General features: G+C 67.9%; 12 protein-coding genes and 4 pseudogenes. 8 read left to right on the forward strand and 8 right to left on the reverse strand.

Annotated features, from left to right (window positions below; genetic code table 11):
* Positions 1–114 precede the first annotated feature (114 nt).
* The 4 genes and pseudogenes from ACWD6R_RS28930 to ACWD6R_RS28945 form a co-directional block, all read left to right on the forward strand.
* Complete coding sequence (locus ACWD6R_RS28930) at positions 115–504, forward strand: VOC family protein (protein WP_451821420.1); 390 nt, start codon at positions 115–117, stop codon at positions 502–504.
* A 1,023-nt stretch (positions 505–1,527) separates the two neighbouring features.
* The gene (ltrA, locus tag ACWD6R_RS28935) at positions 1,528–3,300 is read left to right on the forward strand and encodes a group II intron reverse transcriptase/maturase (protein ID WP_451821387.1); all 1,773 of its coding nucleotides are present in this window, start codon (positions 1,528–1,530) and stop codon (positions 3,298–3,300) included.
* A 104-nt stretch (positions 3,301–3,404) separates the two neighbouring features.
* Positions 3,405–5,789 carry an ATP-binding cassette domain-containing protein gene (locus ACWD6R_RS28940; RefSeq protein ID WP_451821388.1) on the forward strand — a complete coding sequence of 795 codons (2,385 nt, stop codon included), beginning with the start codon at positions 3,405–3,407 and terminating at the stop codon, positions 5,787–5,789.
* A gap of 93 nt (positions 5,790–5,882) precedes the next feature.
* Positions 5,883–6,078 (forward strand): annotated as a pseudogene (locus ACWD6R_RS28945) (VOC family protein); the annotation flags it as partial.
* A gap of 57 nt (positions 6,079–6,135) precedes the next feature.
* Here ACWD6R_RS28945 and ACWD6R_RS28950 read toward each other — a convergent pair.
* Both ACWD6R_RS28950 and ACWD6R_RS28955 read right to left on the reverse strand, forming a co-directional pair.
* Positions 6,136–6,511 (reverse strand): annotated as a pseudogene (locus ACWD6R_RS28950) (IS701 family transposase); the annotation flags it as partial.
* A 918-nt stretch (positions 6,512–7,429) separates the two neighbouring features.
* A pseudogene (locus ACWD6R_RS28955) lies at positions 7,430–7,618 on the reverse strand (short-chain dehydrogenase); the annotation flags it as partial.
* Positions 7,619–7,634: 16 nt separating this feature from the next.
* Between ACWD6R_RS28955 and ACWD6R_RS28960 the strand changes: the two are divergent.
* Complete coding sequence (locus tag ACWD6R_RS28960) at positions 7,635–7,955, forward strand: glyoxalase (protein WP_451821389.1); 321 nt, start codon at positions 7,635–7,637, stop codon at positions 7,953–7,955.
* 168 nt (positions 7,956–8,123) lie between these two features.
* Here the strand turns inward: ACWD6R_RS28960 and ACWD6R_RS28965 are convergent, their stop codons facing one another.
* Positions 8,124–8,486 carry a DUF1330 domain-containing protein gene (locus ACWD6R_RS28965; protein ID WP_451821390.1) on the reverse strand — a complete coding sequence of 121 codons (363 nt, stop codon included), beginning with the start codon at positions 8,484–8,486 and terminating at the stop codon, positions 8,124–8,126.
* 799 nt (positions 8,487–9,285) lie between these two features.
* Between ACWD6R_RS28965 and ACWD6R_RS28970 the strand changes: the two genes are divergently transcribed.
* Positions 9,286–9,462 (forward strand): hypothetical protein, encoded by a 177-nt coding sequence (locus ACWD6R_RS28970; RefSeq protein ID WP_451821391.1) that lies wholly within the window; start codon positions 9,286–9,288, stop codon positions 9,460–9,462.
* A 210-nt stretch (positions 9,463–9,672) separates the two neighbouring features.
* Positions 9,673–10,320: an alcohol dehydrogenase catalytic domain-containing protein gene (locus ACWD6R_RS28975; RefSeq protein ID WP_451821392.1), complete on the forward strand. Its 648-nt coding sequence runs from the start codon at positions 9,673–9,675 to the stop codon at positions 10,318–10,320.
* On the opposite strand, the gene ACWD6R_RS28980 is transcribed toward ACWD6R_RS28975, so the two are convergent.
* From ACWD6R_RS28980 to ACWD6R_RS28995, 4 genes and pseudogenes are all read right to left on the reverse strand, one after another.
* Entirely contained in the window at positions 10,262–10,786 is a 525-nt protein-coding gene (locus tag ACWD6R_RS28980) for a hypothetical protein (protein WP_451821393.1), read from the reverse strand. The two genes, ACWD6R_RS28975 and ACWD6R_RS28980, sit on opposite strands and share 59 nt — an antisense overlap.
* An 899-nt stretch (positions 10,787–11,685) precedes the next feature.
* Positions 11,686–11,997 (reverse strand): annotated as a pseudogene (locus tag ACWD6R_RS28985) (hypothetical protein); the annotation flags it as partial.
* A gap of 165 nt (positions 11,998–12,162) precedes the next feature.
* Positions 12,163–12,369 (reverse strand): DUF5988 family protein, encoded by a 207-nt coding sequence (locus tag ACWD6R_RS28990; RefSeq protein ID WP_393308678.1) that lies wholly within the window; start codon positions 12,367–12,369, stop codon positions 12,163–12,165.
* A 323-nt stretch (positions 12,370–12,692) separates the two neighbouring features.
* Entirely contained in the window at positions 12,693–13,784 is a 1,092-nt protein-coding gene (locus tag ACWD6R_RS28995) for a PP2C family protein-serine/threonine phosphatase (protein WP_451821394.1), read from the reverse strand.
* Positions 13,785–14,246: 462 nt separating this feature from the next.
* On the opposite strand from ACWD6R_RS28995, the gene ACWD6R_RS29000 reads away from it, so the two are divergent.
* On the forward strand, positions 14,247–15,062 hold the full coding sequence (locus ACWD6R_RS29000; RefSeq protein ID WP_451821395.1) for a DUF427 domain-containing protein: 816 nt from the start codon (positions 14,247–14,249) through the stop codon (positions 15,060–15,062).
* A 165-nt stretch (positions 15,063–15,227) separates the two neighbouring features.
* On the opposite strand, the gene ACWD6R_RS29005 is transcribed toward ACWD6R_RS29000, so the two are convergent.
* Entirely contained in the window at positions 15,228–15,422 is a 195-nt protein-coding gene (locus ACWD6R_RS29005; protein ID WP_451821396.1) for an antitoxin, read from the reverse strand.
* Between the last annotated feature and the right edge of the window lie 60 nt (positions 15,423–15,482).

The raw sequence follows: 15,482 nt of genomic DNA on the forward strand, positions 1-15,482 counted from the left end.
CGCTCGACGCAGACTCCAACCCGGACGACATGACCACAGATCCTGCCGCACCCACCCACTACCTGTCACATCATCAGACGCGAAGCCCGCCACCGACCTACTGAATGCTTACTCATCGCCGTCGACGACCACGACAAGGCACTTGCCTTCTACCGGGACGTTCTCGGCCTGGAGGTGCGCAACGACGTCGGGTTCGAGGGGATGCGCTGGGTGACCGTCGGCGCGCCGTCGCAGCCGGACGTGGAGATCGTCCTCGAGCCGCCGCTCGCGGACCCGAACGCCTCGCCCGCCGACAAGGAGGCCATGGCGGAGCTGCTGGCGAAGGGCCTGCTGCGCGGTGTCATCTTCAGGACCGACGACTGCGACGCCACCTTCGAGCGCATCCGCGCCGGGGGTGGCCAGGTGCTGCAGGAGCCGATCGACCAGCCGTACGGCGTCCGCGACTGCGCCTTCCGCGACCCCTCCGGCAACATGCTGCGCTTCAGCCAGCCTCGCAGGAAGTGAGCTCCGGTCCCGCGAACCGAGGCGCTACCCTGCAGGCGAACCCCGCGCCGCATCCAGGCTTACGGCCTCCCCCACGATAGGCAGATGCCCGAACGCAAGGCGATGCGCGACGGCCGCTGGTTGGTCTGACGCCTCGGCCGGGCGCGCCACGTGGCCTGGGCCCAGAGGTGCCACGGGCCGAAGCGGCGTGGATGCCTTGGTTCTTGCGCCGAGCGCGACCCCGGCCGACACCTCCGATCTGGTAGACAGCGGACCGTTGCCGCAACCGCGCCGACGGAGGAGAAACCAGGGGTACTCCTCGAAGCTGGTCAGATCGAGCCAGGCGACGCCGACGGAGACCGCGAAGGCGGCCCCACCCAACAGATGGAGACACGAGTGCGACACGAGGTCGCCGCAACAAGTAGGTCAGAGAAGGAGTCAGGTATGACCTCCGGCTAGTGATCAGGGCCGGTCCCCATCCCCGGGTGCGTCGCTGGCAACGGCGGGGTTCTGAGCACGGGGATTCACGCCCAAGGGCTCGCGGGCCATCGTGAGCCACAGGCAAGGGGAAGGCCGGAAGGAAGAACGAAAGTGAACCCCTGTATTTACGCATCGTCATCCATACGTCGCGTCATGGCTCGCAATCGGCGGCGGAAAGTCCCGCGTTGAGAGGCGCGAAGCGGGCATCGGGAATTGGTGGCCCGGTGTTGGATCACCGCTGACCTCGGTGTAAAGGGGGCTTCCTAACCGGCCGCATCTTGTTGCGGTGGAACGTGGAAACCCCGTAAGGGTCCGGCTTAAGCCGGTAAGCCGGAGGCAACGAAGGCCCAACTCTCTTGCGGGACAGGATGTTTCGAGAAGCGAATGCTGCCAGGCGAAAGTCGAGAGGAAACGGGTGGATCGCGGAGACTCCTCCGCCTCCCATAACTCGGCAGATACCGGCGCGTGCCGGGCCCAAAAGGGAGCTGACGCGGAACAGGTAGGCCGAAGAAGTGGAACTGCTGGAAGCATTAACCGGGGCGCAAGTTAGATACTGGGGGTGGAATGGAAACGCTGGAAAATGACGGAGTGGCCGTTCGCGAACCAGGGAACGGAACCTCGGACGAGTTCGAACGGTACTGGGCCGGGATCGACTGGCCTGAAACCGAACGGAACGTCATGCGTCTGCGACAGAGGATCTTCAAGGCGTCTCAGGAGGGGGACCTCAAGCAGGTCAGGAACCTCCAGAAGCTCATGCTGCGTTCGCACTCAAACACGCTGTGCAGCGTGCGTAGAGTGACCCAACGCAGCACGGGGAAAGCGACGGCCGGCGTTGACGGCGAGAGGGCTCTGACCCACCGGGGTAGAGCAAAACTGGTCACGGAGATATCTTCCGAGTCCGGGCTCAAGGTCAATCCGGTCAGACGTGTGTACATCCCGAAGGCGAATGGGAAGGAACGGCCGCTCGGTATCCCCACGATCAGGGACCGAGTCCACCAGGCCAGGGCGAAGAACGCACTGGAGCCTGAGTGGGAGGCCCGTTTCGAGGCGCGGAGCTACGGCTTCCGCCCGGGACGGAGTTGCCACGATGCCATCGGCATGATCTTTAGCGTCTCCTCGCAGAAGCGTGCAAGGAGGTTATGGGTCCTCGATGCGGATCTGTCAGCGGCTTTCGACCGGATCGACCATCGACACCTGATGAGGGCGATCGGGGGGTTCCCCGGCAGGGGGATGGTCCTGCGATGGCTCAAGGCGGGGGTCATGGAGGGTGGAAGGTTCGCCCCGACGGAGGAAGGTACTCCGCAGGGGGGAGTCATCAGCCCGCTCCTCCTCAATATCGCCCTCCACGGGATGGAAGAGGCGGCAGGAGCCGTAGAGAACCGGAACACCGTAGTGGGCCGTACGGCTCCAGTCCTGGTGAGGTACGCCGATGACTTCGTCGCGCTCTGCGTGACGAAGCAGGAGGCGGAAGACGTTAAGTCGCGGCTGGAGGAATGGTTCAGGCCCAGGGGGCTGGCCTTCAACGAGGAGAAGACCAATGTGGTCCACCTCGAAGGAGGCTTCGACTTCCTCGGTTTCAACCTTCGCCGGTACAGCGACAAGATGATCATTAAGCCGAGTCGGGATGCCGTGAGACGACGGCAACGCGAGATCAAGGAGCTCGTCCGAAGGATGGCAGGTGCTCCGGTGAGAGTTCTCATACATCGGCTGAACCCAATCATCCGAGGATGGTCGACTTACTATCGCGGCGTCGTCTCCAAGGAGACATTCGGGAAGCTCGACGACTACATGTGGAAATTGCTGTGGCGTTGGGCCGTGGGAAGGCACCGCAACAAGAGCGGCAGATGGATTGCCGCCCGATACTGGGGGACCTTCCTCCCGGGCAGTCGGAATCGGTGGATATTCGGCGACCGGGACACCGGGGCCAGACTTCACCGGTTCACCGAGACCAAGATCGTCAGACACGTGATCGTCAAGGGCCGGGCGTCAAAAGACGATCCGACCCTGACCACGTATTGGGCCGACAGGCGACGAAGTCGCCCGCACCCGCAGGCGGACGGCAAGAATCGCGTCCTCTTGGCGGTGCGACAGAAGGGCCTGTGCCCACGCTGCGGTCACGACTTGGTTGACGGTGACAGCTACGAACCCCAGAACGCCCACGAGTGGGTGCGGTGGTTCACGGCATCGACGCGAGGGACACATGTCCACCACGTCATTCACCGGAGCCAAGGCGGCTCGGACGACAAGAAGAACCTTGAACTCATCCACGCGGAATGTCACCGGAGGCACCACGCCGCTGGAGGCCGCAAAACCCAGAGACTGGAGCAACAGCCATGACTGAGCACGCCGATGGCCCGCTTGAGCCGGATGCGCCGAGAGGCGCACGTCCGGTTCTGAGGGGGGACCGGTCCGGGCAACCGGCCGGTCCTACCCGACTAAGCATGGCCAAGAGGACGGACACGCGGTCGACTGCGCTGCACGGTGCGGACAGCCACGATCTGATCCGCGTGCACGGCGCGCGCGAGAACAACCTCAAGGACGTCAGCATCGAGATCCCGAAGCGCCGGTTGACGGTGTTCACCGGCGTCTCCGGCTCGGGCAAGAGTTCTCTGGTGTTCGACACGATCGCCGCGGAGTCGCAGCGGCTGATCAACGAGACATACAGCGCGTTCGTGCAGGGCTTCATGCCGACGCTGGCGCGGCCCGAAGTCGACGTACTCGAAGGGCTGACGACCGCGATCATCGTCGACCAGCAGCGGATGAGTGCCGACCCCCGCTCCACGGTCGGCACCGCCACCGACGCCAACGCGATGCTGCGCATCCTCTTCAGCCGACTCGGCAAACCGCACATCGGCCCACCCAGCGCGTACGCCTTCAACGTCCCCTCGGTCCGGGCGAGCGGTGCGATCACCGTCGAGCGCGGTGCCAAGACGGCGGTGAAAGCGACCTTCACCCGCACCGGCGGCATGTGCACGCGCTGCGAAGGCCGGGGCACGGTCTCCGACATCGACCTCACCCAGCTCTACGACGACTCCAAGTCGATCGCCGAGGGCGCGTTCACCATCCCCGGCTGGAAGTCGGACAGCTTCTGGACCGTGCGGGTCTATGCCGAGTCGGGCCTCCTCGACCCGAACAAGCCGATCTGCAAGTACACCAAGAAGGAGCTGCAGGACTTCCTCTACCGGGAGCCGACCAAGGTGAAGGTCGAGGGCGTGAACCTCACCTACGAGGGGCTGATCCCCAAGATCCAGAAGTCGTTCCTGTCCAAGGACAAGGAGGCTCTGCAGCCGCACATCCGGGCGTTCGTGGAGCGCGCGGTCACTTTCACCACCTGTCCCGAGTGCGACGGCACCCGGCTCAGCGAGGGGGCCCGGTCGTCGAAGATCAAGCGGATCAACATCGCCGATGCCTGCGCGATGCAGATCAGCGACCTGGCCGAATGGGTCAGCGACCTCGACGAGCCGTCGGTGGCGCCGCTGCTCGCCGCGCTGCGGCACACTCTCGACTCGTTCGTGGAGATCGGCCTCGGCTACCTCTCGCTCGACCGGCCGTCGGGCACGCTGTCGGGCGGCGAGGCGCAGCGCGTCAAGATGATCCGCCACCTCGGCTCCTCGCTCACCGACGTCACCTACGTCTTCGACGAGCCCACCATTGGCCTGCACCCCCATGACATCCAGCGGATGAACGGCCTGCTGCTGCGGCTGCGGGACAAGGGCAACACGGTGCTCGTCGTGGAGCACAAGCCGGAGACGATCGCGATCGCCGACCACGTCGTCGACCTCGGCCCCGGCGCCGGTACTGGGGGCGGCACCGTCTGTTTCGAGGGCACCGTCGAGGGGCTGCGGGCCGGCGACACCATCACCGGCCGCCATCTCGACGACCGGGCCGCCCTCAAGGACACGGTGCGGACGCCCACCGGCACGCTGGAGATCCGCGGCGCGACAGCGCACAACCTGCGCGACGTCGACGTCGACATCCCGCTCGGGGTGCTCGCCGTCGTCACCGGCGTCGCCGGTTCCGGAAAGAGCTCGCTCGTGCACGGGTCGATCCCCGCCGGCGCGGGTGTGGTGTCGATCGACCAAAGGGCGATCCGCGGCTCGCGACGGAGCAACCCGGCGACGTACACCGGACTGCTCGACCCGATCCGCAAGGCGTTCGCGAAGGCCAACGGCGTGAAGCCGGCGCTGTTCAGCGCCAACTCCGAGGGCGCCTGCCCCAACTGCAACGGCGCCGGCGTCATCTACACCGACCTGGCGATGATGGCCGGCGTCGCCACCACCTGCGAAGAGTGCGAGGGGAAGCGGTACCAGGCATCGGTGCTGGACTACCACCTCGGCGGCCGCGACATCAGCGAGGTGCTGGCGATGTCGGTGACCGAGGCCGAGGAGTTCTTCGGCGCCGGCGAGGCGCACACGCCGGCCGCGCACCGCATCCTCGGCCGGCTCGCCGACGTCGGGCTCGGCTACCTCAGCCTCGGCCAGCCGCTCACTACGCTGTCCGGCGGCGAGCGGCAGCGGCTCAAGCTGGCCACCCACATGGCCGAGAAGGGCGGCGTCTACATCCTCGACGAGCCGACCACCGGCCTGCACCTCGCCGACGTCGAGCACCTGCTCGGCCTGCTCGACCGGCTCGTCGACTCCGGCAAGTCGGTCATCGTCGTCGAGCACCACCAGGCGGTCATGGCGCACGCCGACTGGATCATCGACCTCGGCCCCGGCGCCGGCCACGACGGCGGCCGGATCGTCTTCGAGGGCACACCCGCCGACCTCGTCGCCGACCGCTCCACCCTCACCGGCGAGCACCTCGCGGCCTACGTCGGCACCTGACCGAGGCCCTCGCGGACACCGTGAGACGAGTTCTCTCATCTGTTTGAACTCGCCCCACTTGGTGCCCGATAACGATCCTTTCCGGACAGTCGAGCGGAACTGCTGGCGAAGGGCCTGCTGCGCGGTGTCATCTTCAGGACCGACGACTGCGGCGCCACCTTCGAGCGCATCCGCGCCGGGGGTGGCGAGGTGCTGCAGGAGCCGATCGACCCCGTACGGCGTCCGCGACTGCGTCTTCCGCGATCCCTCCGGCAACATGCTGCGCTTCAGCCAGCCTCCCAGGAAGTGAGCTCCGGTCCCGCGAACCGGGGCGCCACCCTGCAAGCGAACTGAAGCACGACCACAACTGCGCAGCCGCCTGCCGTCGGTAGTGGCAATTGCGGGCCCGGGCTTGGTGTCGGCGTCGCCATTGCGACCAGCGAAGGCTGTGGAGCGCGTCATGGGCCGGGCGCGCGATCAGTGTGGTGAACAGGTGCCGGATCTCGTTGCAGGTGAGCGGCGCCGGGTCGTCGGGGGCGGGAGGCGCGGAGCTCGGTGGCGGCGGCGACGGACAGGAAGGCGTGGGCGAGCATCGCAAGGGTGGCCCAACGGTGCCAGGAGGTCCAGCGGCGGACCTGGTGCTCGTCCAGTCCGGCCAGGCCCTGGCCGGACTGGACATCCCTTACGGCCTCCCCCACGACAGGGAGTGGATCAGCGAGCGGCGTCATGCGGCTTCGATGGCAAGGCGGAGGACGGAGTCGACGCGGAGCATCGGTGACTGACGACAACGCCGCAAGCGAAGTCGCAGGGCGTCGGGAGCCCACTCCCTGTCGCGGGGGAGGCCGTTAACGCCGGCCCTCCCGTCCGCGCCGCGGACCAGGCAGATGGACTCTTCCGGAACACTCTGGCGAACCGGCAAGGTGACGTTCGTCCGGAATCCCAAAACCTTGAGGCAGAGGAACGGAAAAAATGATGCCGGGCCACGCGAAGAGATATGGCTCAGCCAAGTAGCCCCAGGTTTCATGACTGCCGGCATAGGCGGCTCGAGCAAATCCCCAATAAGCCCCTCCCCCACCGGTCCGCCACCGATGCTCCGCTCCGGAGAAAATCTCACCCACTCCATCTGCTTGAGTCGCCCTGGAATTTCGCATACGGAAATTGCTGCTCCAGCGATCATGCCTACCGTAGATTGCGAGAAAGCACTCCAGCAGGGTCGTCATTTCACCTACTCCTCACCGGGGATCGCTGCTCACCTCATCGGCGCGTCACGGATCGCTACAGCGGTGAAGCGGCGCACCTTCCAAGCAACCGGTAAGCCCGCAGGCCGGTGCGGTTGCGCAGCAGGCGGCGAGCTACGCGGGACCTTGAAATCCGGCACCACATGTCCATCGTCGCACTCGAGTCGCCATATTTCGCGCTCCAAATGCAGCGCACCCCGCAGGCAGGGATGTCGTCAATTCAGACGGGAATCGCCGTGGGTCCACGTTTCGCTGACGAGCCGTCCGGCAGAGCAACATCCAGCTCCAGTGGAATCCAGCGTTCCGCGGAAGGTGCAGCTCCGGCCGAGCCCACTCGCACCCATAAGATCGCCCCGCCCCACACCGAGCGGAACGATCCACCGATGGCCGCCCCGTCACGCGACCCGCCGGACGGGCCCTCAGGGCTGTCCCGAGACCCTGCCGGACCTGGCGAATGACCTCGTCAGCCAGCACCTCCGGCAGCCCCTTCTCAACAGCGTCCGATGCCTGTGCGGCCACTCTGGCCGGGTCCACCTTCTGTGCCGAGCCGACGTACTCGGCCATGTCGGTGCCCATGTAGCCAACGTGCAGGGCAGTCACCTGGATCCCGCGGGCCGAGTTTCTCGCGGTGCAGTTCACGCCGCCTGACTCCGAGTGCTCGATCATCTTCGGCACGGGAGTCACTTCCGCAGCGCCTGGTTCGGCACAAGGTCTGTATCTGGTCGTTTCCGACATCGAGGCCGCCCATGCCGAACTCGTCGACCGCAAAATCGACGTGGGAAAGGTATTCCACGACGCGGGTGGAGTGTTCCACCACGCCGGTGAGAAGGGACGCGTGAGCGGCCCGGATCCAGAACGTGGCAGCTACGCGTCGTTCGCCGCCTTCAGCGACCCGGATGGCAACGGCTGGCTGATGCAGGAAGTCAAGACCAGAGCGCCCGGGCGGTGACGCGACGTCCGCCTGGACTGACGTGTCGCCCCGGACCGACGGGCCCGCCCGGCACAGAGCCGCACCGGACCGTCGACGCACACGTGCCGAGACGATCGAGATCGGCGTGAGGCCGGGGTACCGCAGGTGGACCCGCCCGTCTCTCAACTCAGTACGGCACCGGCCGGATCAGCTGCCGCACTCGGCGGCCGCAATCGTCGCACGGAGCTGCTGCGCGTAGCCGGCAGCCGTGAAGTCCGAGCCGACGCCGTCGACCAGGACCAGATCATTGATGGTCCGATCCGTGCGCAGGTGAATGATCTTCTGATACTCCGGCGAGTTGTACCACGCCTGCGCCGTCTCCATGTCAGGGAACTCGATCAGCACCACCGAGCCCGGCCAGGCGCCCTCGATGACCTGCACCTCGCCGTCAATCGCGAGCCACTTGCCTCCGTAGAGCGCCGTGGTGGCCTCGACCTGCTCCAGATAGGCCAGGTTCTCCTCCTGCGGCACGCCGGGGATGCGCAGGTGATTGACCAGATACGTCGACATGGGTACCTCTCCTCGTGGCGATGCTCAACACCGGAGGCGCCGGATGCCAACAGCATCGCGCCCCGACCGGTCCAGGCGTGAACCCCCCTCCGCGGCAAGGCCGTCATTGCAACGCACGGACGACGATCAGAAGGACCAGCCGATCCGTACGACACCGCGAGCATACGAATGGCGGACCGCACCGATTACGGGGCCTCCGCCGTGCGGCTTCTGCGCGCTGTATCCCACGTAGCCGTTGCCGGGTTCGAACGCTCTGCCGCGCGAAGACAGGATTGCCGTCGAAGCGCCCTGCCCCGTGGGAAGGCGACGGCCTTCGCGGAGCCACGATTCGGGACTCTCCGGCGATGTGAACATCTCCAGGGGCACTGCATTGCGCCGTGCGCGCGATGTTCCGACGTAGTCGAGCGCCGCGCGCAGCAGGGGAAGGCGTATCCAGTGTCACTGGCTTGACGGGTGACGCCCCGCACGCAAGTAGCGTCACCAGTTTAACCAGTGATGCATTTATGGGCGCGTCGCACCTGCATCATGAAGGGAGTGCCCGACCGTGGCGCACACCCGCCAATATCACGCCGCGCCGAACCGGGTCCACGCGACCGGGCTGCGTCGCTCGCCGGGCCGACGGCCGCAGGCCGGCCGAACTCCGGGCCGATCCGGCCTGCGGCGTCCGTCGCGCACGCTGCGGCGCATCCTCGTCGACGTCGGGGACGTGATCGCGCAGCCCGGCACCTTTGCCGATGCCGCATCTGCGGGAACCGGAGACGATGCACGCTTCGGCACAACAAAGCGAAGGAGACGACCAATGTCTCGTACAGAGAAGGTCCCGAGCGCCGTCGAGGCGGCCCGCCACGCCCGGTTCGGCACACTGCCGGAGCGAATCCGCCTGGAGGACACGGCAGAAGGGCACACCGCCACGGTGCCGGATCCGGCGAGGGATGCGTACAACTACGACGAGTGGCTGGTTCGCATGTGCCTGTGACTGAGCCGCCGCCCCGAGAGCTCTCGTCTGCCAGGCATCCCGGACCCGCGCCATGCGCCATCGTGCGGGCGGTCGGCCGTTCCAGGCCCGAGTTCGCTCCGGCCGTCCACCACAGGACTTCCCGAACCGGTCCCGTGAAGCCGGTCGGCGGCCAGGTGCCAGCTCCAACGCTCCCCCACTCATGAGTGACAGACGAAAGCGTCCACAGCCATGCGCGCAATGATCCTGGAAGAGTTCGGCGCCCCTCTGGTCCTGAGCGAGATCGCCAAGCCCGTCGCCGGTCCCGGCCAGGTACTGGTCCGGGTCAAGGCCAGCGGCGTGAATCCGCTGGACACCAAGATCCGGGCCGGAAAGGCTGCCCATGCCCGCAGCCATCCGCCCGCCGTACTGGGGCTGGATCTGGCCGGATTGGTCGAGGCCGTCGGGGCCGGCGTCGCGGGCTTCGTTCCCGGCGACGAGGTGTACGGCCTCACCGGCGGAGTCGGTGAGCTCCAGGGCTCACTTGCGGAGTACGCAGTCGTAGACGCCCAGCTGCTGGCCCACAAGCCGGCGTCCCTGAGCATGCGCGAAGCGGCGGCACTTCCGCTGGGCTGCATCACCGCGTGGGAGGGTCTGATGGACCGGGCACACGTGCGCAGCGGCCAGAAGGTGTCGTACACGGCGGCGCCGGCGGCACCGGGCACGTCGCCGTCCAGATCGCCCGTGCCCAGGGTGCCGAAGTCTTCGGGGTGTCCCCCATGCCGGAAACCCCGGCCCGATTCCGACGGGCCGGGGCTTCCATGTGATGCGGGTGGCGCTGTTACCACTCGCCGTGGTGGTCCCGGACCACCCGGAAGCTGCCCACGACACCGTGCTTGACCCACAGGCCGCCGCGGACGAAGCGGGTGAAGACACCGTTGCTGGTGCTCCAGGGACCGACCGTCGCAACCGGGGAACCGTTGTCGCAGGTGGCCCCATTGAAGACCTCAACGGTCCTCCGGCTGTCGTTGCGGACGTTGAAGCTCCGCGAGCCCAGACCGCTGACCACGGTGATGCAGCCGTCCGTGTGAGCGGAGTACGTCCGCTCGTTGAATTGGATCCGTCCCTCTTCCTTGTCGCCGTAGCCGCGACCGTTGTCGCGACCGCCGCCACGGCCGTTGTCACGACCCTCGTTCCCCCTGCCCCCGCTGTCGCCATCACCGAGAGGGGCAGCGGCGGGAGCAGCCTGTTGGACAGAAGGGGCGGCCTGGGTGGACCCGGCTGCCGAGGCGTAGGTGATGCCGGTGGTGGCGAGGACCGCTGCGCCCGCCACAGCGGCGGTAACGGCGAACGTACGCGTGGTCATGTCACTTCTCCCTGCTCTCAGAGACGCCGGCTTGGAAGCCGACCTGTGACGAACGTACTTACAGCCCGATTAGCTGTCATATCGGGCATATAGAAGGCGTGGCGCCAGGGGGCCGACCGGGTGTATGCGCGGCATTTTTCGCACGCCGATCCCTTATCTGATGGTCCGTCAAGACGTACTACAGAATGCCTATCTGGCACCTGATTAGGCTTTTCGGGCGACATACTGACGCCCGCTCACCCTGTCGGCAGCATGCCGCTGGACTCCAGCACGCCGAAAACCACGCCCCCAGCGCCCTGAACGACCGTCATCAGCACCCACGCGCCGCGTGGACTCCTGCGGCGACCGATCACATCCCCTCCCGCACCAAGACCGCGGCAGCACGTCGAGCACGTCCTGCCGGCTCCGGCCACCGCAACCTCTCACCACCCTGCCCGCCGACGCCGCGGTCACCAGCCCTGTCTCACGGCGCAGCCCTGTCCGGGCCATCGGCAAAATGCCCGTACAGCGGCTCCCGGTACGCCCGCGACGGCAACGCGGCGGGTCACCTGCCGGACACCCCCGTGGGCCTGAACCGTGGCAACCTGCGGCACACAGCGCCGGGGCAACCTCCGGGCCGTCCACAGGCACCCCGCATCACCGCAAGCAGGCACCGCCGGAGCGGTCGGCGGTACCCCCAGCCCACGCAGGATCACCTCATGGTCCATACGCCATGGAAACCCGGGTTTCCGCGGCGAAACGGGGCGCCGGCCCAGCGGTACGCGCCCGGAGCGCCCTGGGGGCGGCTGCATCGCGCGTGAGACCAGGTGCGCCTGAGGTCCGGCGGCTGCACGGCATTCTTCCGGGGTGCCGTGTTCGGCCACAGCCTGCCCGCCCCGGCACCGCACAGACCGCCCACCTCATCGCCCCGTAGACAGGCGTGCGCATCTGCGCATGCTCTTCGGCCCCCCGGTGGCGGCCGGCGAGTAGCCGCTGAGGGTGACGGTCGGCCCGTGGGTGGGCAGCGACGGGTCCGGGAAGTCGGCCGGGACGGGCTGCCTGCCCTCGGGACGGCGGTCCACGGTCCGGAACGTCGGTGGGAACGGCGCGGCCGTCTCGATCAGCCTCTGGTAGAACTGCAGCCACCGTGCATGGCCGAAGGTGACCGCACCGATGACGCGGCCCTGATAGCCATACGCCCCGGTGAAGCGGCGCTCGGCGAGCACCCCCTGCAAACCAGCCACCTGTGCGGCCGCGCCACCGGAAGGCGGCCGAACGGCAGACTCGGCGTACCCCTCGACAGTGCGGGAGCCGGCCGGGACATGCGTACGCGTCGGTCGGGCGGACAGTGCGTACGTATCCGGCGGGCGGGCGGGAAGGCCGTACCGGCGTGGCGCCTACCCCGGGATTTCCGTGCGTTCCCACCATTCGTAGATGGGCAATTGGCCCTCGGCGGTCTCCTGGTGACGCGTCGTCGCCTTGAAGTGCTCGTACCCGCCGCGGAACGGGATCTTGAGGTCCGGCACGGGTGTGGTCAGGGGAACGATCCGCTCGGGAAGGTCGTCGGGGCCGCCCTCAAGGACTGCCTTCGTCGCATTGGTCATGGCGAAAGTCTCCCCGGACAGGGGTCCGGCTTCTCCGTGACGCGCCGAAAGGCTCGCTCCGCGTCCCCTGCCGGTATCTCCGCAGCAGCCCAGGATGGCAGGGAGGGACCCGGTGACGCACGGAGGACGGGCTTCGGCGCTCACCCGATCCCGAGGCGACGGCGGACGCCGGTCTCGGCGGTTCCTCGGCCTCCACGGATTCGCCGTAACGTGACGCGCCCGTAGGCGCCCACGTCCCGCAGGAGCGCGGCAGCATTCGGCCGGCCTCGGGCAGGGGCTTGGGCAGCCCCCGTCGCCATTCTGCGGCTCGCCGAAGACGTACGTCACGCGAACGGGCGGTGCAGGGCCAGAAGCGCCTGGTCGTCCTGGCGTCTGCCGCCCGCATGACGTCGTACGTCGCGGACCAGTGCGTCGAGGGTCTGTGACGGCGTGGCGGATGTTCCGGCGCGCGCGCCGCGCCGGAGCAGGATGGGCAGTCGGGTGGCGGCGTCGTAGAACGTGCCGGCGGCATCCCTGGATTCGGTGATTCCGTCCGTGTAGCAGAGCAGGGTCGAGCCGGGTGGGAACGAGAAGCTGTCGACGGGGAAGACCCAGTCCCCCAGCGTGATCATCCCGAGGGGTGGCGCCTCCTGCGAGGGTTCGAGGACTGTGGTCGTCCCCTGCGCGTCGAGAAGCAGCGGCGGCGGATGGCCACGGTTCACCACTCGTACGACATTCAGGTCGGTGGAGAACTCCGCGACCAGAGCGGTGGTGAAGCCCTCCTGCTGTTCCCGGCCCCCGCGCCGTCCCCCCTCGCGCACCAGCGCACGCTCCAGCGCGAGCACGAGCTGACCGAGGTCCTCGGCCTCGTCCGCGGCGTACCGGAAGGCGCCGATGTCGGCACAGACCGCGTTCACCGCGCCCAGCCCCTTGCCGCGCACGTCCCCGACCATGAGGCGGGTGCCGTGCGGGGTGCTCTGTACGGCGTACAGATCCCCGCCGATCAACGCCTCGTTCTCGGCGGGCACATAGCGTGCGGCGATCTCCAGACCGTCCAGCCGTGACGGTGGGCGGGGCAGAACGGCGCGCTGTGCCACGGCCGCGACGCGGAGTGCGCGCCTGGTTCTGGCGTTCTGACGGTGCAGGGTGCGGTTGATGAGGACGGCGAGCACGGTGACAGTGAGGAGAGTGACCTGGCTGGCAACGCCGCGATGCCAGCCGAAGGTGCCATCGACCCTCGCCAGCCCGGCGTGTACCGCCATCGACACGAGGCCCACGGCGACAATGCCCCCGGGCATCAGAAGCGGAGCGGCCGAGACCGGCGCTGCCATCAGGAGCGGGGCGGACGTCACATCGGTCGGTGTCGCCAGGTCGGTCACCACGGCCAGCACGATGACACCGACAGGAATCCACAGGGCTCTCCTCTGCTGCACCACTCCCCCACGTTCCACGGAAGGCGCGCGCGCCGCATCCCGGGCGACGCGAAATGTGTCACGTGCACGAGGGTCATGGTCCCCTCTGGACGGCCCGGCCAACCGGCGGATCTGCGTGCACCTCGGTCCGCTCCCGATCCGGGTCATCTGCGGGTTGACGGGTGTCCGCCGGGGTCGCTCCGGCCCCCAGAGCCGGAGCGAGAACGTCCGCCTGATCGTCGCCGGCGTCTTCGACACCATTCTCACGCCGCAGGCGTCCGCATGCGGACGTACGTACGCTGAGACAGCCAGGTCCCGTACCCGCTGGGCTGCGGGTGCAAGGGGACGGCCCGCCACCGCCCCCGGCCCCGGCCGTGAACCGGACCGGCCGGGCGCATGGAGCCGCCTCACGCGCCCCGTGACCGGTGGACCGCCGCAGAGACCTCGACGGGCACCTCGATCAGCACTCTCGCGCAGGAGGACTTCGTGACCACTCCACCCGCCCCTGCCGTCGAGCGCCGTCACCCGGTACCGGACGCCGCCCTCACCTGGGAGCCGAGCGAGCGCCGAGTACGCGGGAAGAAGGGCACGACCGTCGTCGTCGACAGCCGCCGACCGGTCCTCGTGTGGGAACCCGGCCATGCCGTACCGCTCTACGCCTTCCCCCGGGACGACGTCCGCACCGATCTGCTCCGCCCGGCGGCCGACCCCGACGTGGGTGCGCACTCCAGCTCCACGGTCTTCTACGACCTCGTCGTGGACGGCGTCGTGGAGCCCAACGCCGCATGGACCTTTCCGGGCACCGAGCTCGCCGGACACATCGCCTTCGAGTGGTTCGGACGCGTCGGCGTGGGCCCCGATCACTGGTACGAGGAGGACGAAGAGATCTTTGTCCATCCCCGCGACCCGTACTCGCGTGTGGACGTGCTCCACAGCTCTCGGCACGTGCAGATCGAGATCGGCGGAACTCTCGTCGCGGACACCCGCAGCCCGGTGCTTCTCTTCGAGACACGCCTGCCTGTCCGCTACTACATCCCCCGCGAGGACGTCCGCCTCGATCTGTTCACCCCGACCGGCCTGCGTACGGGATGTCCGTACAAGGGGACGGCCGGGTACTGGTCCCTGACCGACACGGACAGCGACGCACCGGCGCATGTGGCGTGGAGCTACCCCGACCCCGTCCCGGCCGCGGGTGCGATCAAGGACCTCATCGCGTTCTACAACGAAGCCGTCGACATCATCGTGGACGGCGAGCGGATGGAACGCCCGGCCACCGGCTTCACTCGGCGTCCGGGCGCGTGACGGCGCGCCGCAGCGGGCTCGTGCGAGCCCGCTGCGGCGTCGTCGCCCTGGAGCCGGTGCCCGCGCACGACTCGTACGCATCCTCAACGGCAGCGGGCACGGGAATGCAAGGGACCGTGGTGATCGTCGGGCGTCCGCGCGATCCGCAGGAGCACGGCGGCGTGGTCAGGGCTGCGGCGGCCGGTCCTGGCCCCGCTCCGAACCGAACTCGTCCTTGAGCTTGTCCTGGGCCGTGTCGACCTGGCCGGTGTACTTTCCCTGCGTCTTGGTGTCGATGGCGTCGCCCGCCTTGTCGATGCCCTTTCCCGCCTGATCCTCATGGCCCTTCAGCATGTGCTTGATCTTGTCCAGCATGGACATGGGTCCTCCTCAGCGAGTCACCCCCACCTCTCCAGGGTCGCCACACAGCGCCGCTCCCGC

It is taken from the genome of Streptomyces sp. NPDC005151 (assembly GCF_053599875.1).